The following is a 22,938-nucleotide window of genomic DNA, read 5'->3' as shown; positions in this document are numbered from 1 at the left end:
TATCTTTCGAGATTATTACAGTAGCCCATGTGGTTTTTAGGCAGGTCTATGTAGCGCGGTTATTCTTGGTGTGCCAAAGTAACCGCAAAGGCACTGGCATCTTCTAATGTCGAAATCATCGCTGGAGTAGGCAGACAGATATCCTGAACAAAATGCAGTACATGGGGCTGTGGCTCACCAAAAAGAATATCCAGCGCTAAGCGGTCTTTACCGTATAAACCACGGTGGATCATATTTGCCGAGAAAATTAATAAATCCCCTGCTTGCATTTCTATCACATGGCCGGTGGCTAAATCATCGCTGGTGTTGTTGTGATCAATAGCCAACCGAGTTGCCAGCTCATCAGGGGTATCCCAACGTCGATGCGTACCTGGTACTAACTCAATACCTGGCTCATCCTCAAGCGCAACCCGACAATGTATCACTTCAGGACCCGATAGCGCAGCTTGCTGCTCCGCCAAGCTTAAATGGTATTGCATATCACGATGCCAATAATTTTCTTGCTCAGGATTAACCGGATTAAAAAACAACTGGGTATTCATAAAGGCCGCTGATTCAAGTATCGAATCAACTTGAGCCATTAACTTATGGCTGGCAATAAACTTAAATAATACTAAGCGCTGGGCCTCATCTAAATAGGTATTTGCAGTTAAATAGGCACTATTAACCGCCTTGGTTTGATAAAACTGTTGATTATCTGCGATCCATTGCTGATGAAAACAATTGATCACTTCGCGCTCATGCACAAGTTCACGTTCAGTGTAAAAACCTTTTACATGAAAAAAACCATACTGCTCAAATTGGGTATTGATCATCAAACTAATCATCCTCACATTGCAAAATTGCTTGAATAGTTTGCGCCAACTGTGGCACCACATCACGCTCAAACCAAGGGTTTTTAGTTAGCCAAATATTATTACGCGGACTCGGGTGCGGCAATGGCAAAACATCTGGCCAATACTCACGCCATGATTTTACTAACTCAGTGAGGGGTAAATGTTTTGTGTGTGGTAAATGGTACGCTTGGGCATATTTACCCAGCACTATGGTTAACTTAATATTGGGCAGTGCCGCTAAAAGCTGGGAACGCCATGCAGGTGCGCATTCTTTACGCGGCGCTAAATCGCCTGACTTACCTTTACCTGGATAACAAAAGCCCATCGGCAAAATAGCAACCTTAGTTACATCATAAAAATCGCATGGCTTAAGCCCTAACCACTCGCGCAGCCGCTTACCACTGGCATCATCAAATGGAATGCCACTTTGGTGTACTTTAAGCCCCGGCGCTTGCCCTGCAATTAAAATACGCGCACTGGGATTAAATTGCAGCACCGGACGTGCCCCAAGCGCCAGCTCAGATTCACAGATCACGCATTGACTAACTTGCTTTAACAAGGTGCTAGCCATCATCACTGCTTTGCCCTATTCGCCACAGCACACCACTTGGATCATAAATAACAAAATCAATCATTTGCCACGCTTGCAAGCTTGGCTCAGTAATTTTTATATTATATTTTTGCGCCAACCCCACATCTGTTAATTTATCATGCCATGCTGTCACATCTGCAACTAATAAGTGCATCATAAAATTTTTAGCGTGCTCTGGATTATAAAAATTTTGCAGTAAAAAACTACAGTCTCCGTGGTAAAAGTACGCCATATCTGGGGTTTCCCACGCGATTTGAAAGCCCATATGCTGATAAAACGCACAACTAAGCGCAAAATCTTTTGCTGGTACAAATGCTTTAATTTCTTCGCAACTCAAATCTGTCATTCAATTCATTTCCTTGAGTTAGTAAAATTATGATCTATTTTTGCGTTCAATTATGTTCTGACCACACTGCAAATTCATTGCCACTGGGCTCGGTAAAATGGAATCGGCAGCCCCCTGGAAAATCAAAAATTGGTTTTATAATACTCCCGCCATATTGCTCTACTTTAGCCTGTGTTTGCGCAATATTCTCGCTATAAAATACTAACAAAGCTGCGCCATGTTGCGTTAATGAGCTAAGTGGAGCTTGATAAAAACCGCCATCAAGCCCAGCTGTATCAGCACTAAATGACGTATATTCAGGGCCATAATCAATAAACTGCCAATCAAAAACCGCACTAAAAAATGCCTTAGTGGCGATTAAATCTGCTGCGGCAAATTCAACATAATTAAGTTTTTTGTGTGCTGACATAGTACTCCCTAAAAAATTAATGTAACGGCTTATAGCCTTCCAATCACTAAGCATACAAGCAGTTGAAAAATTTGCGAACTTTTCAATTAAAACAGCAAATGATAAAAGCAGATCATCATTTTACTAAGTAAATATACTGAGTATTATTGCGCTGTCGTCGCGACAAACAACAAAGAAAATACGAATCACTATCTTTTCTGTATCTAGAATATATAATACCCCCTTTATTCGCCCCCATTTGGGACTTTGAGGGATCATCATGCACGCTCAATCTATCAAAAACAGCCAAACACTCTCTATAAGATCTAAATTAAGCCAAGCTTATCAAGCCCATGCTTACCGTTTTGCTGTTATCTCACGCTTTTTTGCCGCCATTGTTGGTGGTTATACCTTTACTGCCGTGTTTACCGCGTTACTGAGTATTATTTTACCGCTGAAAAAATCAGATGCTGTACTGCTTAGTATCAGCCTGACTATTTTAGTGTACAGCTGCGTGTTTATTTGGGTGTTTGCAGTTAAGTCATTACCTAAAATATGGATCACTATTTTACTAACTACTTCAGGGTGTGCTCTGATCTTATCATTACTAAAGGGTTGGCTATGAAAGAGAGTTTTTTCCGCTCCATGACCTGGATGCATACCTGGGTTGGATTATTAGTATGCTGGCTACTCTATTTAATATTTTTTGCCGGCACGGTGAGTTTTTTTCGGGACGAAATAACGCTATGGAATCAACCAGCACTGCACAATGTACAAGCGCCTGAACAGCGTGTAGCGCAACAGCGTAGCCAAATTATCAGTGGTATTAATTACCTACAAAATGCAGGCCCGGAGTCTACGCGTTGGGGAATTTACTTGCCCACAGAGCGAAAACCGCAGCTTAACTATGCTTATGAAAAGCCTCGTCCTGAAGGGAAGCGTTTTGGTGGTTGGCAAGAGCACAATATCAACCCACAAACAGGCGACGAAATAGCACAAACAAGAGACACCAGAGGTGGTAACTTTTTTTATCGACTGCATTTTGACCTACATTACATTGATGTACGCACAGCCCGTTGGATTGTCTGCTTTGCGAGCTTATTTATGTTGGTAGCGCTGATATCTGGGGTGGTGATCCACAAACGTATTTTTAAAGATATGTTTAGCTTTCGTGCCAATAAAGGCAGCCGCAGTTGGTTAGATGGTCATAATGTATCGTCAGTATTGGCGTTACCTTTTCATATTATGATCACCTATACAGGCCTAATCACGCTAATATTTATGTTATTCCCCTATCCAGCAATGACCGCATACGAAGATGGTATTCGTGGTTTATTTAACGATGTGTCACCCACTAATGTGCGCACCAAAACTAGCCCAGATAGCGCCCCATTAATAGCCATCGATACTATTTTAGATCAAGTTTATACTAACTGGCCTGATGCTGACTTAACACAAATATCAATTCGTGATCCAAATAAAGCCTCAGCCACAATTACAGTCCGTGCAGATACCGCTAGCCTAGTTCGCGACCAAACACCCACCTTATTATTTAACGGTGTAGATGGCAGCTTAATAGCTAAAACTGCTGCCCAATTAACCAATACTGAAGTGTTCTATGACTCGCTAACAGCCCTACACACAGGCCGTTTAGCTAACCCATTATTACGCTGGTTATACTTTTTATGCGGCGTAGCTGGCTGTGTAATGATAGCAACTGGCTGTATTATGTGGGCTAAGCGTATTCGCGAACGCATGAAAAAAGACCAACCTGCTACAATTGGCTTAAAGTTGGTAGAAGGGTTAAACCTTGCCACATTAATGGGCTTACCACTTGCAACCTGCGCATTTTTTATTGCCAACCGGTTACTGCCTATGACAACCCCTGAGCGCGCTGATAAAGAAATACTTGCATTCTTTGTGACTTGGCTAGCCGTTGCTTTGTTTGCGCTATTTAAACGCGCAAGGCCGCAGTGGATTTTACTCGCGTGGATAAACGGTATCGCCTGTCTCAGCGTGCCTGTTATTAATGCTCTTACCACCAATGGCAATCTAATAAGCTACTTGCTAAACGGCCAATGGGCGTTGTTTAGTTTTGATTTAATGTGCTTAATATTTGCAGCCTTATTTGTAATTCAGGCCAAAAAAATACCAACTCACACTCCGGCTAAAACACCGCAACAACGGGCGCGCCGTTCAGCAAAAACTAAGTTACAGGAGCAACCATAATGCATGAATTACTGCAATTGAGCCTATGTTTACTGGCATTTAATTGTTTTGCTTTGGCTAAATTTAATCATTACCGTGATGTATTTAAAACCCGCCCTAGCGACAAACTCAGTAAACAGTTTTTGATCGCTGCTTGGATCAGTATTTTACTAAGCTTAGTACTGAGTGTTGTACAACATAACGGCTACGGCGCTTTACTATTTTGTGGTTACATGGCGCTAAGTGTCTTAATATTAATGATTTTTTATAGCTTCAAAGCATCTTGGGTAAAAATAATGACTGCTTTAAATATCACCGTTGTAATGCTCAGTGGGCTGTTTTTAACTGTTTTTTAAGCTTAGTTAGTAAAAATATGATCTGAGCAAAAAAAAAGGCAAACTAACTTAGTTTGCCTATATCCAAATGATTTGGTTATAAATAGTAGGGGGATACTCATGTCACAAATAGCTTGATTGAAGCTATTGCCAATCAATCTATGTGGAATATGATATCCCTCTAATGTGTCATATTTATTACCTAGTAATTACTTTTTAATATAAAACATATCAAACCTATTACTGTGTAGCAGTAGACCAATCTAATTGCATGTCCCACACATAACGGTTTTGTTCTTCAAGTGGTGCTTGTGAGTCGTCAACTGTTTGCAGTACATTTTTAGCTTTTAATAGTGTTGCATCGCGGCCAAATAAGTAGCTCTGCTCTTTCATGATCGTAAAGTAGGCTTTATTAAGCTTAGTTGCGCGTTCTTTAGAGGGCGTAATTAACTCATATAAATTTTTTGCCTGCTTCACTCTTTGCTTATTCACAGTGCCATCTTGATTAAACCAACGCATGAGCATTTCTTGATTTTGACGAAATTCATCCCCGCCACCAACACGTTCAAAATAAGTTAAAAACTCCCCTTGCTGCTCACCTTTATTTGGTACATCGGTCATGGCTTTTAAATCAATATAACCCCAGCCATCACGCCCTTGTACTTTACGCGGAAATGAAAAGCTTTGATCATAAGTTGATCCCACCGTTTTATGACAGCCATTACAAAATGCCAGCTCTTGTTTATGTTGAGGCCTCAGATCACCTTGAGCATCTTCGATATAACCGTTTATAGTCCAACCAAACATATTGTTTATGCCTTTATCGCCTAGATAACGAGTTTGTGGCAGATTTTCAAAGTGCTTTTCTTTCGCTTCTTTATAATACGAGGAGGCCAGCAATTGCTTAGATTTAAAGCGATGCTTTTTCATGTAGCGGACTTCTTTCATGCGTGGTGCATTGTAGACTTGACCATCCTCATCGACACCAATGTAACGTACCGTATGTAAAAACTCAGTATCTTGTGGGTATAACTGATAACTTAACTCTATGTCTTTTGCATCCCCTACATAATTGGGCTGCTTAGTTATATTACTTACCAATGCCGATAACCTGCCATCGTTATTTAGATCCTGACCAATACGCCGCTCTGAAATATCTGGTGTACTTATCTGCGCTAAATCTTTTATCGCCATTTCAACCAGACTTAAGTTAGCGATATAAACATCCTGATTGTAGATGCCGTCACGCTCACGAAATTCTTTTCCAAGGCGGATCATTACATCACCGGTTGAACCGTTGGTTGGCCAAAAAGTACTTGGAAAAGGTTTATAGTTAAAGGCAACCCAATGGCTGCCATCTTTAGCAAAACCTTTTTCATCAAATGCCTGAGCTGGATAAGCTAAATTTTTAACTTCAGCTATTTCTCCTTGCCAATCAGGATTAGCTTTGAGTTTTTTAATAAAGCTGCCGTAATTATCTTGGTTTACCCAACTATTTATTTGAGCGTCTGAAATACCCGCAATTAAATCGGTTCTATCAATGAAAAGATTCTTCCAGTGGTTTTTAAGTCCAAGATCTGAAAACTCGTACACACCTTGTAAATGCCCATCATTCATTGTATTTGGGCGATTTTTATCTTGCTTGTCTGTTTGATGGCAGGCATAACAAGGATTATTTTTGCCCTGGGTTTTGGTATAACACTGCGGTGGAATAACCGATTCCGGATTATATTCTTCATCATATTGCATATACGCAAGCGCGGGAATATCATCGCCCTCTTTATAAGGCGCTGAATATAGTGAGGTAGATGATGAGGTTTGTTGAACATACGTAACGTCGCTCATTGGCATCTCATTATCAAAACACCCAGTGAGTAAAACAACGTTCAGTAATATAAAGGGGGTTAAATACTTCATTTTTATGACTCTATTTTTTTCTAAAAAATGGGTAAACACAGGGTTTACCCACCTAAAAACGCTTTATCTAACGCTTAAATTACTTAGACTGTGGATCGTACATCCACAACGTATTGTTTTCTTGGAAGCCATCTTCACCAATAATGATACGACCATCACGCATAACAATCACATTGTCTGGTTGTGAAAGTTGTTCAACATCACAACGCTCAGCGCCAGTCAGGCTTGAACGATATGTACCGCCCATAATCACCGGTTCAATGCGAGTTAAGCTGTAACTTGTATCAATGTGCGCACGGTATACACCACCGCAGTCTTTTACTCGTCTTGATAGTTGAATATCGCCTTCGTCATCAACCATGGTGTTATCGAGATCTGAAATACCGATATACATGTACGCTTTTGTAACAACTTCATTTGCAATAACATCTTGCCCAGTGATCGCTTCGAGTACACGATCATGATTGATGCTAATACCTTCAAGCTTACGCCATTCGGCGGTAGCACCTTTCATTTTAGCCGCTTGGCGAGACTCTAAAAATGCTGCACGGTTATCCATCGGTTTGCCTGCTGTAACAGGGCTACCACCTTCGGCCTCGCTAGGGTATGTCGCTTTACCATCTGCCCATGCTTGTACATCAGCCAGTGACATATAACTTGTTTTACCGGCAACATAATCGCTGGTATTAATACCATCGTATTGTGCAATCCAGGTTTCAATATCAACATTGCTGCCACTGGCAAGCTCAACCCACTGCACATCAAAACCAGTGACAGTTGGCTCGTTTAAGCCGGCATCTTGGGTTAGTTTTGCACCATATAAAGTACCTGCGGATAAATCTTCTGGTTGGTCGGCAATAAATTTAAATAATACCCCACCGGTATCATCTTGTGATGAATATACGGTACGACGATCTGGCATAACTACCGAGTTTTCATGCTCATAACGACCAATGGTGTAATGCTTTACCACTTCTGGCGCATCGGTCATTGGTTTTTGAATTTCCGCGATATAACCATAACGGTAAGGATTTGGGAAATCAGGAGTAACAAGTGCTTCGATACCATCTGTACCTGTATCACTCGGATCATTCCATGATGCATCTGTGGTTGAGTTAACCGTTGAATTAACGATCCACTCTTCTGAAGTTAGCGGGGTGCCCCACGGAGAAACTGACCCAAAACAGTTAGCAGCCGTCCCCTTCACTGCGTCAAAGTTGATCATCATAGCATCGGTCACAGACCAAGCACCTTCTGCACTTTTTGACATTTTTAATCGGCTTACGCCACCAGGGTAAGATTCCCAGTTAGTAAAGAGGTAGCCTTCGTTTTCGCCTGCAGCAATAAAACCATTAAAATCTGGATTATTATTTTCGATGATTTTTTGATTATTATTAATACCGTAGTGCACACCTAAACCACCAGCCAGACCACTGTCACCTAACTCAGCATAAGTATCACCGGTTTGACCAAGAATTTGATATTCACCAAGCGCTGCAATCACAGTTTGGCGTTCAAACTCACTTTCTGGTACTGGCGAATTGATAATATTACGCGGTAAATTATTAAAGTTTACCCCACGTAATACGCCAACAGTGCCTCGATCAATAACTTTACCATTAACTGAATCTTTTGCCGTATTCGTGTCTGACGGATGCTGAACGTTGAAAAACAAGTCACCGCCATCACTTAAAAAAATGCCTGTGACTTCAGCCCCCGCTGGCACAGTCGCTAACCGTGTTAAGCCACTGCCACCATTTTTTCCATCAACACCATTAGCACCATCAACACCATTTGTGCCATCGCTGCCATTCGTGCCGTTAGCTCCATCCGAACCATTCACACCGTTGCTGCCATCTACACCAGCTTCACCGACAGGACCTTGTGAACCGGTCTCGCCCTGTTTTCCGTCGTCTCCGTTACACGCTGTTAATGCTAAAGTGACGGCTCCAGCAATTAAAGATAATGCTACACGCTTCATTACTTACTCCTTGAAATTGGCCTGTTAAAAGTTTCAACCGAGCCTGATTATTGTTAGAAAAATTTCAAGAATAAGTGTGACCAGAAGTTGTTTCAGTTCTCTTACATATAAATGATGTTTTAGGGACGTAACTTTGACTAATGAATTACATCTTCTTAGTTATATTTACTAAAAAGGCGTATGAATTGTTGAAAGCTAAAAAATGGCACCCTTTAGTGCCATCGATTCACTGTAAAGGGGATTTACAGTCATGGTGTACTGTTCTGTTTAACCATAATCAGGTTGTCAGTATCAAAGCCTTTTTGCTGCGCAAGCACTTTAAAGTCAGCTAAGCGTTGCTCACTCACAGTGGGGGTACGCGATAATAGCCACAAATAATCGTTATTGTAGCCAGATACGTACGCATATTGGTAATTTTGTTGGTCTAACTTAAATACAATATAAGAGCTGTAAAAAGGACCAAAAAACGATACTTTTAAATGACCAACATCATTGCTATCAACAAATTTCGCAGTACCTTGAGCCTCACTCCATTTGTTTTCCTCGCTATTAAAACCACGGTTTAGCACAGTTACAGAGCCATCATCGTTAATTGTATAATCCGCTGTTATATTATCTAAACCCCGCTCAAAAGAGTGATCTAATCGGGCTATTTCATACCACTTACCTTGGTACTGTTCGATGGAAAAAGGACTCACTGGTGCAACCTTATCGGGCATGCCAGTACAGCCAAGCAGTAAACTACTGACGAACAGAGTAAGAGTGATAAATAATTGATTTTTCATCGTTGATTCCTTGATAGTTAATTAGGCCACCAACGCAGTAAAGCATAAAAAGTTCACTTAATACTAGTTGTTCTAAAAGCCTTAGGTTAGGATCATTTTTTTACTAACTATTAGAAGTTAACAATGAAGATATGGGTTGATGCTGACGCCTGTCCAGTGGTGATCAAAGAAATTTTGTTTCGTGCCGCAGAGCGTACGCAAACTGAAACAATTTTAGTCGCTAATCATGCAATGCGTATTCCGCCTTCAAAATACATTAGCCGGTTGCAGGTCTCATCAGGATTTGATGTGGCTGATGACGAAATAGTCAAACGTATTGCAGCCAATGATTTAGTGATCACCGGTGATATTCCGCTAGCATCAGAAGTAATCGATAATGGCGGCCAAGCGCTAAATCCTCGCGGCGAACTGTATACCAGTGAAAATATTCGCTCGTTACTAAATGTGCGCGATTTTATGGATACTATGCGTTCAAGTGGCGTTGAAATGAACGGCGGACCGCCACCGCTTAGCCAAAGTGATCGTCAAAACTTTGCTAATAATCTAGACCGCATTCTAGCTAAAAATAAATGAGTAAGGCTGCAAGTAATATAGGCTTTGGTGACCCAGCTTTTACAGTCGCTGTGTATGTAGCGAATGTACCACCGATGCCACAGTACACCAACCTAAGTACAGTGACTTCATGTGTGGATGGACAAATTGCCAGCATCAACCAAGCCTGTGGTAATGGCTGGCGTAAAGTATTTAATGTATATGCTAAAGTGTTATTTGCACTGCCTAGCGAGTATTACCAATTCGCCAAACTCGCCCCGACTTGGCAACACTATCGTGATGAACAACTGCTGCAGCTTAATAGTCAAACTGCCTTACTTTTTAGCCCTCCGGTTTTAAATAACAATAATACCTTGCATATTATTGCCGGACGCACCTATGCTAAAGCGCTGCTGCAGCAAGGACACTTACAGTGCCAATTACAGTGGTTAGATGAAGAATTTGCTATCGATAAAGTAAACAAGTTGATTGTGTGTCCATACTTTGATTACCGCCAACTTAGCAATATAAAAATAGCGCGACTTAGTCAGCTAGTTGCCCAGTGTTTTGTGGCAGAGTAAGACTTTGTTAACTAACCTTAAGGTAATTTGAATATTATGGACAATTTAACTTTATGAAAATCCTCGTCGTTGACGATATGCCTTTGATGCGCCATGTATTAATAAATATGTTAAGAAAACTAAATTATCACGATATTGTTGAAGCGACTGATGGAATACAAGCATTAAGTTTATTACAAAACCAAGGCTATGATTTAGTTATCACCGACTTGCATATGCCAAAAATGGATGGCAAAACTTTACTCAATCGTATTCGTGATGACCAAGAGTTAGCCGAAATCCCGGTGTTAATGATCACCTGCGAAGACAGCTCCACAGCAATCAAAGAAATTATCGCCGCGAAAGTGTCAGGCTTTATTGTAAAACCATTTAATTTAAATGTGTTAGATAGCCAGTTAAAGAAAGTTATGAAGTTATGAAGTTATGAAGTTATGAAGTTAGAAAGTTAGAAAGTTAGAAAGTTAGAAAGTTAGAAAGTTAGAAAGTTAGTCAATCTCAACGCTATATTACTTTAAACATTGTTTAAGTGCGTCATCATCTTGCTGAAATCTAGATAATAACCAAGCTTGAAAAGCGATTACCTTTGGCCAATTAAAATGCTCCTTAGGGCCCACTAAATAATATTTATAGTGGCAGTTATATTCAAAATTTGGGTAAACTTCTAACTGCCCGAATTTGATATGGGACTCAATTAAACGTCGCCTCACTAACGCAATTCCTTGACCTGCCAATAAGCTGATCACCAATATTCAGCAAGCAATCGCAGAGCAGCCCTGCTTACAAGGTGAAATTGTATCGCTCGGTAATTAATTTGCGCAGCCAAACTCTGCTATTAAATCGCCACTGTCAGTTTGCTTTGCTTCACACCACAACCAGGTTTCACTCATCAGACAACTCATACAAGCCGCACACAAGTTTATTAACTAATTCGCTTTTGCGTGATCGCTACTGTAGTATCATAAATGAGGAATTTATAACCAATACAGATTTTTTACCATGTTCATAAATGCTAAATTACACAATGCGAACAGCTAAACGATTACGTAATATATGCAACGCGAGTCTGTTACTACTGTTGTGTGTAAGTAACGCCACTAAAGCAGTACCGACAGCGCGAAGTATTGACTCAACGACAATTCAACTTAGCGCAGGTGAATGGCCGCCTTTTCTCAGTGAATCGCTGCCCTACCAAGGTGTAGTAGCGCATTTAATTCGCGATATATTTGCTGAAGCAGGCATTACCGTTAACTTTACATTTTTACCTTGGTCACGTGCATATCACGATACCGAAAATAACAAATATGCCGCTACTGCGGTATGGATGTTCAGTGACGAAAGAGCAACGGCTTACTTATATAGCGAACCGGTACTCAGTGAACGATTTGTGTTTTTTTATCAAAAGCAGCGCCATTTTGATTGGCAAAATATTGCAGATTTAAAAGGCCTATTGCTCGGTGGTGGGCTTGGCTATAGTTATGGCCCAGAGTTTGATAAAGCCCTTGCCGAAGGCTCTTTTGAAATGTCGCGGGTAGGTAATACCGAGCAAAACTTCCGCCGTTTAGCACTAGGGCGTATCGACGCCTTTGCCGAAGAGCAAAGTGTTGGCTACTTTACCCTCAAACACCAACTACCCGATCTTGTTAATGTTATTAGCCACCACCCCAAACCCCTGTTAATTAATAAAAGCTTCTTACTATTTCCAAAAAATAGCAGCGAAAGTGAAAAACTGCTTAACACCTTTAATCAGTACTTATTACAGTTTAAGCAAAACGGCCGTTATCAAGCTTACTTTAGAGGTTTAGAGCAAGGTGATTATCAGCCCCAAGCCAAGCTACAGCAACGAGTTAACCCGTAGTTCATGCTTTACGTGACAATAAGCCTAACCTAACCCGGCGTTTACTTAGAGCGACCTTTTGCACTTTAATCAGATGCTGGCGTTGAAAATATTATTCGCCTCATTAGATGAGTTAGAAAGAGTTAAGTTGGCGGGCTAACAGAGAGAAGCTGTAAAATGCACTACCGCTGAAATTTAAATAATCGCCCTTCGTAGCAGCGATTTTATATCGCGACTTGTTTTGCACTTAATCTTTAAACCAGCGGTAAGCGCCAAAAACGCCCATAAAGGCAAGACAACCAACAGCCACTAATTGCCAAACTTTGTAGTTATAGCCTTCTTTTTCCAAAGCAACTGTATTCAAACGGGTATCAGCTTTTGACACTGGGATTAGCGTCATCGAATGTGTAATTGTGGGTATTGCAGTAGTGTTTTGTTGAGATAAAACAACCGTTGGCTGTTTAACATTCGCGCTTGCTTTGCTTGGTGCTTGCCACTGGGCTTCAAATTTTGCACGCTGCTCAGCTCGATTTTCACTGCACCAAACAAAGTCAGTTTGTTGCATTTCTTTAGCACGGCAGCGCTCAGGGTATTGGTAAAAACTACTCCACGCGAGTCGTTTGCTATCACTGTCGTATGTTTTACTATAGACCGTTGAATCATGAACTTTTTTATTTAATAAATCATTAGCAGATGAGCGAGTATAAGTTCGTGAACCTGAACTGTGGCTCCTCCCATTAGTTGGGCTTATGCAGTGACGACCCAATATTTCAAACAACTCAGTTGAGCGCCTGCGTAAACGCTCACCTTCAGCTGCCTTATACCCTGCCCTCATTCTATCCTGAACTTTTTCTCGCTCGGCTTTAATAACATCACACCGTGATTGCGAATACTGCTCTGCGGCCAATGTGCTATTGCTTGAAATCACGCAGATAGCCAATAAAATCCTTTTAATCATATATACATCACTGTCGTTAAATTAGGGATAGCGTAGCATTTTTTACGCTAGCAGCAAGACTTTCAGTTTAAAATATCAGCCTCTCGCTTTATTCGCCTCATTAGATGAGTTTTCAAGTTGCGACGGCCCCGTAACAGTGATTTTATATTGCGTCTAAACTCATAGAGTATAGCTCTCAACCTCCGCAATTATTCTTGTTGCTTGAGCCTGTTCAGACTAAGGCATTTGGCTTGCGACAGTAAATTATCGATACCAGCATATCGGCCATCATCACCTCGGCCTGTTTGTGTATTTAACTTAAAAAAATTACAAATAATGGGGTTGTCTTCTAAACTGTCAATAAACACTTAAGCTTCAGAAGTCATCGTTAATCACCTGAGTTTTATTGCTTTTACCCTGTCTTGCATTATAACCCCCCACATCCGCGGCTAGCTCGTTAATTTCATCCAGCAACGAGCCTTGCAATTGAAGAATAACGAGAGCTTCAAACAATATATCGCTTTTTACTACCTCACCTTCTTCAAGCTTTTGTACCGTGTAGCGAGATACACCAACCATCTTAGCGAACGTGCTTTGGGTATAAAGTAAAGTACGATGCTGGCGCGATTTGATATAGCATTCCTCTAAAGCGCAGCGCCTCTTAATCTCTGTGGTGAATACATCACTTAAAACCATGTTTGCACAAAGAGAAGACAATGAGGGTAAATAAGAATACAACGCAACGGGCTTTGAGCTACGGGCTGCGAGCTGGTGCAAACCCTAGTGTTACCAGCAATGCAAAAATGATCCACTTCAACAATTGAAATCTGATCCAGTTAACTTAACACTGGTGCTTTTGGATAAGCACCATGATTTCAAAAGAAGAGTTCATGAAAATAAAAGTCTTAGCCATGCAAGGCATGTCTCAACGAGCCATCGCTAAACAATTGGGCATATCGCGCAACACCGTTAAAAAATACCTTCAAGGTGACTTTGACGAGCCGCATTATGCTACTCGTAAAACGGGTATTTCAAAATTAGAGGCATTTAAACCGTATTTACATTCTCGATTAGCTAAAGCCGCTCCAATACATTTATCAGCCGTTGTTTTACTCAGAGAAATTAAAGAGCAAGGCTATACCGGAGAAATATCGTTACTACGCCAGTACTTGTATCAATATCGAGGTAGCGTTGAACCCCAACCCATTATTCGCTTTGAAACAGAAGCGGGCAAACAAATGCAAGTTGATTGGGGCCAAATGCGAGGTGGGAAATCACCACTGCACGCCTTTGTCGCTGTTTTAGGCTTCAGCCGTGCATTGTTTGTCGCAATCACTGATAACATGCGCTATGAAACACTCGAAGCGTGTCATCGCCAAGCCTTTGAGTATTTCCAAGGCATTCCACAGCAAGTGTGGTATGACAATATGAAAACAGTGGTAATAGAGCGTGATGCTTACGGTGAAGGCAAACATCGCTTTAATCAATGCTTTTATCAATTTAGTAAAGAAATGGGGTTCATTCCAAAGCTCTGTAAACCCTACCGCCCACAAACAAAAGGGAAAGTAGAGCGAATGGTGCGCTATGTGCGCGATAACTTTTATCAGCCATTAGCCACTAAATTATTTGCCCTTGAACTTACTTTGGACGTTGAAACAGCCAATGTTGAAGTCATTAACTGGTTGAACACAGTGGCTAACCAGCGCATTCACGACACAATAAAAGTAAAGCCCGCAGATAGATTAAAAGAAGAGCAAGCGTACCTACAACCTTTACCCCCGCTCCAACCTGTTGCACCACCACAGCCGGCAGAAGTGGCTATACCTGTATTTGATATGTCCTTCGAGACTCACCCGTTACATCATGACTTAAACATTTACGCGCAATTCTCGGAGGCACTATGAACTTGCAACTCGCACGCTTACATGAACTAACGGAGGAGCTGCAACTCGCCGGTGTTGAAACAAATGCAACAGCGCTAGCGCAGCAAGCAGCAAAAGAGGAATGGGATTATTTACAGTTCTTAGAGCGCGTACTGCAAGGTGAGCAGGCGTACCGGCACCAACGTAAACAGGTTATGTTTACGCGTATGGCTGGATTTGCGTCATTAAAATCGCTTGAGGAGTTTGACTTTACGTTTGCCACCGGTGTGCCCAAAAAACAAGTTAACGAGCTTGCCACACTCTCGTTTATTGAACGAAAAGAAAACGTCGTTCTGCTCGGGCCATCAGGTGTAGGCAAAACACATATTGCCAGTGCGCTAGGTTACAAGGCAGTGCAAGCAGGCTTAAAAACCCGCTTTATTAGCGCGTCTGATTTAATATTGCAATTAACCACAGCGCAACGTCAAGATAAGTATAAACAAGTGATGCAGCGCTCAGTTCTGGCACCCAGGCTACTAATAATTGATGAAATAGGCTATTTACCGTTTAGTGCTCAGGAATCTAAATTATTGTTTGATGTCATTGCAAAGCGTTATGAAAAAGGAGCGGTCATACTCACCAGTAACCTCCCATTTGGACAATGGGGGAGCATTTTTGCGAATGACACAGCGTTAACATCAGCGATGTTAGATAGAATTTTACACCACTCACATATTGTTCAAATTAAGGGGGAAAGTTATAGGATCAAAGAAAAGAAACAAGCCGGATTAATGGAAAACCTTAATAAATAGTGGATCATTATTCAAATGGTGGAGTGGATCACTTTTCGGTTGTTGTTGACATTTGGATAATCAAGCTACTTTAAAACCCATAACTGATCAAATAAGCGAAGTCTGCGGTATTAAATTTTAAATTCCCTTGTCAGCGACTAGACTGTTTATTATAGTCTCTGATACGTTCATGTGGTCACAAGTCTAATGCCAGCAAAGATTTTTTCTAATGCAAAAATACTTATAGTTGAAGAGCAGCCTCTTGCTCAAAGCTATATGAAACAGTCGCTCGAAAAACTTGGCTTTCGACAGCTGCGCTTTGCTGAACATGCAAATTCAGCGAAAGAGCAGTGCACCAGTGAACAGTTTGATCTGATTGTTTGCTCTTTTAATTTGAGTAAGCACCAAGATGGCTATCAGCTATATGAAGAGTTACGCGTTAAGCGTTTAATAAAAAACTCTACAGGATTCATTTTTATTTCAGCTGAAACCAGTGGTTCTTTGGTACACAGCGTGCTTGAACTACAACCCGATGACTTTTTGGTCAAGCCATTCACAATACATGACCTTAAAACGCGTATAGAACGAATTTTACTGCGTAAAAATCATTTACAAGCAATATATAATTTCATTGACGATGGTAATGATTCTAAAGCACTAAAAGCAATCAATGCCGCGCTTGATAAAAAAGGCAATGCTTATAGTGCAATATTATTGCGTTTAAAAGGTGACGCCCTACTTCGCTTAAAACGAGTAGATACTGCAAAAGCATTCTTTAAATCAGTTCTTGATATTCAAAAATTCACATGGGCAAAGGTAGGTTTAGTTGAAGCATTAATTGCTAATAATGAGCATATTCTTGCGCAAAGAATGCTGAAAACGATGCTGCAACGTCATGAAACACGATTAGTCGCACTCGATTTACTTGGTAAACTGGAGATTAAATTAAACCAATTTGAATTAGCGCAAGATTTTTTAAGCCAAGCTGTTGATATTGCTCCACGCAATATCGAACGCCAAAAATCACTTAGCCATGTATCGCTGGTAAATCATGATTATGAAAAAAATTATCTAACACAAAAAGATATCGCCAACTTTGCCAAACATTCGATTCACGATCATCCTGACGTATATTTAAATGCTGCACGTGCTGGTATCGATTTTGCTTTAACAACAGATCAGAGCGATCAGATTCAAAGGATTTCAAGACAAACTAATCAATACTTAACTGATTTAAAAAGCCAATTTCCAAATAGTCACAATCAGGCGCAAATAGATGTTTTAAATGCCCGTCTACACTATCTAAAAGACGAACATCAAAAAGCGAAAAAGTTGATTGAGCAGCTCGACGATGACGATAGCCATATTCGCTCTGTAGACGGCGCACTTGATAAAGCAAAGGCATTTCATGAGCTAGGGTTTCATCACAAAGCACAATCGTTATTTAACCAAATTATCAGTCATTGTGAACGTCATCCAACAGTCAGTGATGCTGTTTATTTACGTTATATTCAACAACAACAAAGTGAACGCCGTGATATAAAAATGGGCCCTAAAGAGCTGAATAACCATGCAGTTACACAGTTTAATCGTGGTCAATTAAATACCGCTCTTGAAGCATTCACACAAGCATTTAGAGTAATGCCTCGTAATCCTAGTATTGCTTTAAATTTATTGCAGTGTCTATTTGATAATTCCAAGCAAAATGGCCAAACCTTAAACCTAATGATGGCAAAAAAATGCTATGCGTTACTCAATACGACACCATTAGACAACGAGCAGCAACAACGCTTTAATAAAATAGTACAACAAGCAACGAGTATGGGGCTAACACTTGCTAATCTAGAAGAGCCTGGCAAAACCAAATAGAATAATAAATATTATTCAGCAAAGAGCAGGCTAAATAAATAGTTTAGATAAGGTGTTGTTTATAAGAATGAGGAATACGAAATTAAAAATATCGCTGATAAGCGGTGATATGACTTTTAAAATCCAGCCTTACTGGAATCGTATCATGTAAATTCAGTAAGGCATTGGTTATTGTCAATTACGAGCTAATAAATTACACCTTCTTCAATGAGACCGCGTTTATACAATAACGCAAACCACTTGGCATTGGCCCATCAGGGAATACATGACCTAAGTGTGCATCACATACATTACACACAGTTTCTATTCTTTGCATACCATGGGTCTTGTCACCATTATAAGCAATCGAGTTTAGTTGCGCGGGTTGAGTAAATGATGGCCAGCCAGTGCCACTATCAAATTTTTCATCACCATCAAATAATAAGTTATCACAACATACACAGGCGTACTTACCAGGTTCAAACAAGGTGCAGCTATCTGAGCTGTGCGGGCGCTCTGTGCCTTTATTACGAGTCACATAAAAGGCTTCTTCGGTTAATTGTTCACGCCATTGCTGCTCGGTTTTTACTACTTTACGGCTCGGCTCAGGATTGCCTTTATTGGCAAAGTTTAGAATATCATTCCAATTCAACATAACTGACCTCATTGAGTAAGATAGGTTAATTTACTGCTATCCACATTATCATGGTATCGCGCTAATAACATTGTCAGCTCTGGATTTATCCGCACTGCACAAAATGGTTTTGTAGGGGTTGAAAAATAATAATTTCGATACTGGCTAGGGGAATGTTTAAACTCACTGGCTAATAATATTTGCGTAATCAAAGCTAAATCTTATCGCTTCAGTACACTAATGGCAGCTCACTCCTAAGCCTATTTGCTGTTGCATACTATATTTCATACCCACTATGCTTTTTAAGGCGCTGACATATATACCGTGTTGCTCACTATTTAGTTTCATTCAATTGTAATTAATTTCTTTTCATTTTTAGTCAATAGTGCATTAAAGTATTGTATTAGCTCCGCTTTAGTTGCCGGTAAGCCTATTGAGCATTGATGCTGCTCGCTGAAGATAATTAAAAATTGGTCATCATGACACTGTATTTTCTTGATACTATTTATAGGCAGCCATTGCGGGCCGTGAGTGCGGTCAAAAAAACCTGAAAGGGAAAATAACAAAAGGTGCTGTTGTTCGCGTCGAATAAACTTATCTAGGCCATTACGTGCTTTAAATAGTGGTGTTAGCCGATAACAGCATGAGCTAAATACAAATAGCCACAGAGCAATTAGAAATACAAACCACGCTTGCTGAAATAACATGGTAAATACACTCAACAATAATAACACGATACCGAAACAGCCGACTATCAGCGCCAGTAATTGATTAATTTTACGCATCAAAGACTCCTTGCAACGTTAACCTAAATTACTTACTTGAACTTTTTTCATCGGTTTCAGGATCGGGCCAATCATTAAAAAACACCGTTAAATAACGACTTTTTGCTAAATATAATAATACCCACAATACCGTCACCATTTGCAGCGCTAAAAACATCGAAAACTGATAATAACTATGGGCGGCTTGAATAATCAGCCAGCTTAAATCTATCGCTGCACATACTAATAATGGCCAACGCATAAAACGCCACACTCGCGCTAACCATGCTGCACTGTCTGCGCTTTTTTGTGGCCTGCGCAAACAAAAAATTACGGCAGGAATAATGGCTATTGCACCAATAGCCAACGCACTGAAAAAGTCAGCTTTAGATCTAAACACTAATGACATTAAATCAAGCTCAGGACGCCTGCTCAGTGCCGCAATGATCCAAATAAAGTAGGCACGAAGTAATACCAATAAACTCAAATGAAACGCGATTGGAGTGCGATAGGTGCCATATTTGTCCCAATACTCTGGTCCATAACGCTTCATAACTGGTTTTTCCTCTCGGCTACTACGCCAAGTAATATAAATGCAGCCACGGCTGTAACACCTAACCAGCGCACACCAAAAAACATCAGTAACTGGCTTAGTAATGGAGTGACAAATACTACTAATAAGCCAAAACCAAACCCGGTTACTAGTACAAATGCACATACTCTGAGTATAAAGTGGCGCCTTGCTACAAAGCGTTTCGTGGTTTTAATAATCTCATTTGCATACAAAGACACCAAACACACCACCAGTAACAATGCGATATTATATAAGTAAGGCTTTAGCCACTGACCAAAGGTCAGTGCTAAATCCTGAAAAAGCGTAATAATGCTATCCATTATGTTGCGCCAGTAATGCAATTAAATCATCTTCGGTCAGTATTTCAATGCCTAAATCTTGTGCTTTTGTGAGCTTAGAACCGGCTTTTTCACCCGCTATTAACGCATCGGTTTTAGCTGATACACTACCTGAAACTTTCGCCCCTAACTGCTGCAAGCGTGCTTTTGCATCATTTCGATTAAGCTCGTTCAAAGTACCCGTTAACACATAGGTTAAGCCTGCTAACGGTTGTGAGTCTTCACTTGGCGGCGTGAGTTCTGGCCAATGAATACCCTGCTCCAGCAAGGCAGTTACGACATCTAAATTATGTTGCTCAGCAAAAAAACCACGCACATGCTTGGCTACAATTTCCCCAACATCACTAACTTCGACTAACGCTTCAGTTGTTGCCGCAGTTACTTTATCTAGCGTTAAAAAGTGATTAGCTAAATTTTGCGCCGTCGCTTCACCGACTTCACGAATACCTAATGAGTATAAAAACTTAGCCAACGTCGTTTGTTTTGCATCATCAAGTGCAGCTACTAGGTTTTTCGCCGATTTTGGCCCCATGCGCTCAAGCGATTCAAAATGTCCTTGTTTAAGTATGAATAAGTCTGCTGGCGTTTTAATGAGCTCTCTGTCCACCAGCTGTTCAACAATTTTATCGCCAAGGCCATCGATATCGAGTGCTTTGCGTGAAGCAAAGTGTTTGATCGCTTCTTTACGCTGTGCTTGGCACACCAGGCCTCCTGTACAGCGCGCTACGGCTTCACCTTCAATGCGTTCAACATGGGAGTCACAAATTGGACAAGTAGCCGGAAACTCAATCTCTTTGGCATCTGTTGGACGGCGCTCTAATACCACTTGAGTAATCTGTGGGATCACATCACCAGCACGGCGAATGATCACAGTATCGCCAATTTTTACACCCAAACGCTCTATTTCATCACGATTGTGTAACGTTGCATTTGAAACCGTGACACCACCAACAAATACCGGCTCTAAACGAGCCACAGGGGTAATTGCGCCAGTGCGCCCTACCTGAAATTCAACATCCAGTAGCTGAGTGATTTCTTCTTGCGCAGGAAACTTATACGCAATCGCCCAACGCGGAGCTCGCGCTACAAAACCTAACCGCTCTTGTAGTGCTTTGTTATTTATTTTGATCACCACACCATCAATTTCATACTTCAAGCTGCTGCGGCGCTCAAGTATATCTTGATAGTAATCCAAAGCAGCTTGCTGACCTTCGACTAACTTTGTTTCCGGGCAAAGTGGTAACCCCCAGTCAGTTAGCTTAGCCAATTGCTGGTAATGATCACTTGGTAATTCGCCATTTGTAACAACACCAATACTGTAGGCATAAAACATCAAAGGTCGCTTGGCGGTGATTTTTGAATCGAGTTGACGCAAGCTGCCTGCGGCTGCATTACGTGGATTAACAAATACTTTGTCGCCACGCTTTTCGGCTTCAGCATTAAGTTTGTCAAATCCGGCGCTATCCATGAACACTTCACCACGAATTTCAATTTCCTCAGGAAAGTCATCGCCACGTAATTTAAGCGGTATATTACGAATCGTTTTAACGTTAGTGGTAATATTTTCGCCGGTGTGCCCGTCGCCACGTGTTGCCGCCTGCACTAACACACCATTACGGTATAAAATCGACACCGCTAAACCGTCAAGTTTTGGTTCACAGCAAAAGGTCAGCTCATTGTTATCCATCAAACGTTCTTTAATGCGGCGATTAAAAGCGCTGAACTCTTCTTCACTGAAAGCGTTATCAAGTGACAACATCGGCACTTGATGAGTGACTTGCTCAAACTTAGCAAGCGCCGCACCACCTACTTTCTGGGTCGGTGAATCAGTACTCAAGTACTCAGGGTTTGCTACCTCAAGCGCACTTAATTGTTGTAATAAACGATCATACTCTGCATCAGGAATACTTGGGTTATCAAGTACATAATAATTATGATTGTGATCTTCTAACTGCTGACGAAGTTGCGTTATTTGCGCTAACACTAAAGTGGACATACTGACCTCAAAAAACATAAAAAAGCCACTTAAACGAGTTATCGCCAAGTGGCTTATAAAATTCTTAATTAATTAACTGTATATTGCAGGTGATTAAGCTGAAAAGCGTCTCACTTTTTCAACATAATTACGCACACTGTCAACGGTCATTTCTTCTCGTTGTGAGTCTAAAATAACGGCGCCAAATTCATCTGCTAATTTTTTAGCCGCACTGTGCAACATGTTAAATGCAGCAAGCCCGTCACCATCGCACGGCAAGGTCATAAACAAGCTAATCCCACCTGTACTAAATTGTTCCATATTATCTATATCGAAAGTACCAGGGTTGTACATGTTCACTAACCGAAACAGCACTGGACCATGGCCAGCTGGATCTAAATGACGATTAAAAAAGCCTTCTTCAGAGTACTTAAAGCCAAGTGTATTTACTGCTGGCAATAATTTGCTGCCTTCCATATTCAAGCCTTCAGGCATTTGAATATGCACAATGATAAAGTCACTTGCAGCTGGTTGCTCAGCTTCATCCTCTTCGCTTGCATCTGTTGCAGTAGTCACATCATCAACCTCAGCGGCAAGTTCGTCATCTGACGCTGCAAAAGTGTGTGGATGTTTTTCATCAGCACTAAAGCTTAAATCCCCAAACTGCGGTTCATCACGCTCAGTAAGAGATGCTGGCTCAGCTTCGCTTTGACGCTCAGTAAACGCCTGATCTGCAGGCTCAACCCGCTCATCATTAGTCGCAACGGGTGCGTCTTTTTTACGAACTGACCATAGGCCATGTATTAATAATCCACCAATGACAATTACACTGATAATGATTAAAACCCATCTTAATTGTTCGGCCATCCCCTCACCTTTAT

Annotated in this window: 25 protein-coding genes; 10 read left to right on the top strand and 15 right to left on the bottom strand. The window is 41.0% G+C overall.

Annotation, left to right across the window (positions count from 1 at the left end; translation table 11 throughout):
- Positions 1 to 59: 59 nt before the first annotated feature.
- From PVK79_RS07130 to PVK79_RS07115, 4 genes are read right to left on the bottom strand one after another with little or no spacing between them, the layout of a single operon-like run.
- Positions 60 to 815 (bottom strand): phytanoyl-CoA dioxygenase family protein, encoded by a 756-nt coding sequence (locus PVK79_RS07130; RefSeq protein WP_182760091.1) that lies wholly within the window; start codon positions 813 to 815, stop codon positions 60 to 62.
- A gap of 4 nt (positions 816 to 819) precedes the next feature.
- Entirely contained in the window at positions 820 to 1,410 is a 591-nt protein-coding gene (locus tag PVK79_RS07125) for a uracil-DNA glycosylase family protein (RefSeq protein WP_182735314.1), read from the bottom strand.
- Complete coding sequence (locus tag PVK79_RS07120) at positions 1,400 to 1,774, bottom strand: VOC family protein (RefSeq protein WP_182735315.1); 375 nt, start codon at positions 1,772 to 1,774, stop codon at positions 1,400 to 1,402. Before PVK79_RS07120 ends, PVK79_RS07125 begins: the two co-directional genes overlap by 11 nt.
- Before the next feature lie 46 nt (positions 1,775 to 1,820).
- The gene (locus PVK79_RS07115) at positions 1,821 to 2,183 is read right to left on the bottom strand and encodes a VOC family protein (protein WP_145239859.1); all 363 of its coding nucleotides are present in this window, start codon (positions 2,181 to 2,183) and stop codon (positions 1,821 to 1,823) included.
- Positions 2,184 to 2,442: 259 nt separating this feature from the next.
- Here PVK79_RS07115 and PVK79_RS07110 point away from each other — a divergent pair, with 259 nt between their 5' ends.
- From PVK79_RS07110 to PVK79_RS07100, 3 genes are read left to right on the top strand one after another with little or no spacing between them, the layout of a single operon-like run.
- On the top strand, positions 2,443 to 2,787 hold the full coding sequence (locus tag PVK79_RS07110) for a hypothetical protein (protein WP_145239861.1): 345 nt from the start codon (positions 2,443 to 2,445) through the stop codon (positions 2,785 to 2,787).
- A complete protein-coding gene (locus tag PVK79_RS07105) occupies positions 2,784 to 4,391 on the top strand; it encodes a PepSY-associated TM helix domain-containing protein (protein WP_145239863.1) in 1,608 nt (535 codons plus the stop codon). Before PVK79_RS07110 ends, PVK79_RS07105 begins: the two co-directional genes overlap by 4 nt.
- Positions 4,391 to 4,726 carry a DUF3325 domain-containing protein gene (locus PVK79_RS07100; protein WP_145239865.1) on the top strand — a complete coding sequence of 112 codons (336 nt, stop codon included), beginning with the start codon at positions 4,391 to 4,393 and terminating at the stop codon, positions 4,724 to 4,726. The genes PVK79_RS07105 and PVK79_RS07100 overlap by 1 nt, the downstream gene beginning before the upstream one ends.
- 219 nt (positions 4,727 to 4,945) lie before the next feature.
- On the opposite strand, the gene PVK79_RS07095 is transcribed toward PVK79_RS07100, so the two are convergent.
- The 3 genes from PVK79_RS07095 to PVK79_RS07085 all read right to left on the bottom strand — a co-directional run bounded on the left by PVK79_RS07095 (position 4,946) and on the right by PVK79_RS07085 (position 9,388).
- Positions 4,946 to 6,622 (bottom strand): hypothetical protein, encoded by a 1,677-nt coding sequence (locus PVK79_RS07095; RefSeq protein ID WP_425607879.1) that lies wholly within the window; start codon positions 6,620 to 6,622, stop codon positions 4,946 to 4,948.
- 79 nt (positions 6,623 to 6,701) lie between these two features.
- Positions 6,702 to 8,603, bottom strand: a complete 1,902-nt coding sequence (locus tag PVK79_RS07090; protein WP_257326748.1) for an alkaline phosphatase PhoX — start codon at positions 8,601 to 8,603, stop codon at positions 6,702 to 6,704.
- Positions 8,604 to 8,851: 248 nt separating this feature from the next.
- The gene (locus PVK79_RS07085) at positions 8,852 to 9,388 is read right to left on the bottom strand and encodes a lipocalin family protein (protein ID WP_149981969.1); all 537 of its coding nucleotides are present in this window, start codon (positions 9,386 to 9,388) and stop codon (positions 8,852 to 8,854) included.
- Between the two features lie 123 nt (positions 9,389 to 9,511).
- Between PVK79_RS07085 and PVK79_RS07080 the strand changes: the two genes are divergently transcribed.
- The 4 genes from PVK79_RS07080 to PVK79_RS07065 all read left to right on the top strand — a co-directional run bounded on the left by PVK79_RS07080 (position 9,512) and on the right by PVK79_RS07065 (position 12,355).
- Complete coding sequence (locus PVK79_RS07080; RefSeq protein ID WP_145239874.1) at positions 9,512 to 9,961, top strand: YaiI/YqxD family protein; 450 nt, start codon at positions 9,512 to 9,514, stop codon at positions 9,959 to 9,961.
- Positions 9,958 to 10,500 (top strand): DUF6942 family protein, encoded by a 543-nt coding sequence (locus tag PVK79_RS07075; RefSeq protein WP_182732135.1) that lies wholly within the window; start codon positions 9,958 to 9,960, stop codon positions 10,498 to 10,500. The genes PVK79_RS07080 and PVK79_RS07075 overlap by 4 nt, the downstream gene beginning before the upstream one ends.
- A 53-nt stretch (positions 10,501 to 10,553) precedes the next feature.
- The gene (locus tag PVK79_RS07070) at positions 10,554 to 10,919 is read left to right on the top strand and encodes a response regulator (RefSeq protein WP_257326746.1); all 366 of its coding nucleotides are present in this window, start codon (positions 10,554 to 10,556) and stop codon (positions 10,917 to 10,919) included.
- Positions 10,920 to 11,506: 587 nt separating this feature from the next.
- Positions 11,507 to 12,355 carry a substrate-binding periplasmic protein gene (locus PVK79_RS07065; RefSeq protein ID WP_257326745.1) on the top strand — a complete coding sequence of 283 codons (849 nt, stop codon included), beginning with the start codon at positions 11,507 to 11,509 and terminating at the stop codon, positions 12,353 to 12,355.
- Positions 12,356 to 12,581: 226 nt separating this feature from the next.
- Here the strand turns inward: PVK79_RS07065 and PVK79_RS07060 are convergent, their stop codons facing one another.
- Both PVK79_RS07060 and PVK79_RS07055 read right to left on the bottom strand, forming a co-directional pair.
- The gene (locus PVK79_RS07060) at positions 12,582 to 13,292 is read right to left on the bottom strand and encodes a hypothetical protein (protein ID WP_257326744.1); all 711 of its coding nucleotides are present in this window, start codon (positions 13,290 to 13,292) and stop codon (positions 12,582 to 12,584) included.
- A 354-nt stretch (positions 13,293 to 13,646) separates the two neighbouring features.
- Positions 13,647 to 13,967 carry an XRE family transcriptional regulator gene (locus tag PVK79_RS07055; protein WP_257326743.1) on the bottom strand — a complete coding sequence of 107 codons (321 nt, stop codon included), beginning with the start codon at positions 13,965 to 13,967 and terminating at the stop codon, positions 13,647 to 13,649.
- A gap of 173 nt (positions 13,968 to 14,140) precedes the next feature.
- Here PVK79_RS07055 and istA point away from each other — a divergent pair, with 173 nt between their 5' ends.
- The 3 genes from istA to PVK79_RS07040 all read left to right on the top strand — a co-directional run bounded on the left by istA (position 14,141) and on the right by PVK79_RS07040 (position 17,793).
- Positions 14,141 to 15,175, top strand: a complete 1,035-nt coding sequence (gene istA, locus PVK79_RS07050; RefSeq protein WP_182762801.1) for an IS21 family transposase — start codon at positions 14,141 to 14,143, stop codon at positions 15,173 to 15,175.
- Positions 15,172 to 15,945 carry an IS21-like element helper ATPase IstB gene (gene istB, locus PVK79_RS07045; RefSeq protein ID WP_182762799.1) on the top strand — a complete coding sequence of 258 codons (774 nt, stop codon included), beginning with the start codon at positions 15,172 to 15,174 and terminating at the stop codon, positions 15,943 to 15,945. Before istA ends, istB begins: the two co-directional genes overlap by 4 nt.
- Positions 15,946 to 16,131: 186 nt before the next feature.
- Positions 16,132 to 17,793 carry a tetratricopeptide repeat-containing response regulator gene (locus PVK79_RS07040; protein ID WP_145240699.1) on the top strand — a complete coding sequence of 554 codons (1,662 nt, stop codon included), beginning with the start codon at positions 16,132 to 16,134 and terminating at the stop codon, positions 17,791 to 17,793.
- A gap of 193 nt (positions 17,794 to 17,986) precedes the next feature.
- On the opposite strand, the gene msrB is transcribed toward PVK79_RS07040, so the two are convergent.
- The 6 genes from msrB to zipA all read right to left on the bottom strand — a co-directional run bounded on the left by msrB (position 17,987) and on the right by zipA (position 22,924).
- A complete protein-coding gene (msrB, locus tag PVK79_RS07035) occupies positions 17,987 to 18,427 on the bottom strand; it encodes a peptide-methionine (R)-S-oxide reductase MsrB (protein WP_145240697.1) in 441 nt (146 codons plus the stop codon).
- Positions 18,428 to 18,750: 323 nt separating this feature from the next.
- Positions 18,751 to 19,191, bottom strand: coding sequence for a hypothetical protein (locus tag PVK79_RS07030; protein WP_182732419.1), 441 nt, complete (start codon positions 19,189 to 19,191; stop codon positions 18,751 to 18,753).
- A 28-nt stretch (positions 19,192 to 19,219) separates the two neighbouring features.
- Positions 19,220 to 19,723: a DUF2919 domain-containing protein gene (locus PVK79_RS07025; protein ID WP_182732420.1), complete on the bottom strand. Its 504-nt coding sequence runs from the start codon at positions 19,721 to 19,723 to the stop codon at positions 19,220 to 19,222.
- Entirely contained in the window at positions 19,720 to 20,064 is a 345-nt protein-coding gene (locus PVK79_RS07020; RefSeq protein WP_145240691.1) for a DUF3392 family protein, read from the bottom strand. Before PVK79_RS07020 ends, PVK79_RS07025 begins: the two co-directional genes overlap by 4 nt.
- Positions 20,057 to 22,078, bottom strand: a complete 2,022-nt coding sequence (ligA, locus tag PVK79_RS07015; RefSeq protein ID WP_145240689.1) for an NAD-dependent DNA ligase LigA — start codon at positions 22,076 to 22,078, stop codon at positions 20,057 to 20,059. The genes PVK79_RS07020 and ligA overlap by 8 nt, the downstream gene beginning before the upstream one ends.
- 93 nt (positions 22,079 to 22,171) lie before the next feature.
- Positions 22,172 to 22,924, bottom strand: coding sequence for a cell division protein ZipA (zipA, locus tag PVK79_RS07010; RefSeq protein ID WP_182732421.1), 753 nt, complete (start codon positions 22,922 to 22,924; stop codon positions 22,172 to 22,174).
- Between the last annotated feature and the right edge of the window lie 14 nt (positions 22,925 to 22,938).

Source organism: Pseudoalteromonas rhizosphaerae (genome assembly GCF_028885455.1).
Taxonomy (GTDB): domain Bacteria; phylum Pseudomonadota; class Gammaproteobacteria; order Enterobacterales; family Alteromonadaceae; genus Pseudoalteromonas; species Pseudoalteromonas rhizosphaerae.
Note: the sequence above shows the minus strand (reverse complement) of the source record. Positions and strands in the feature narration are given on the sequence as shown.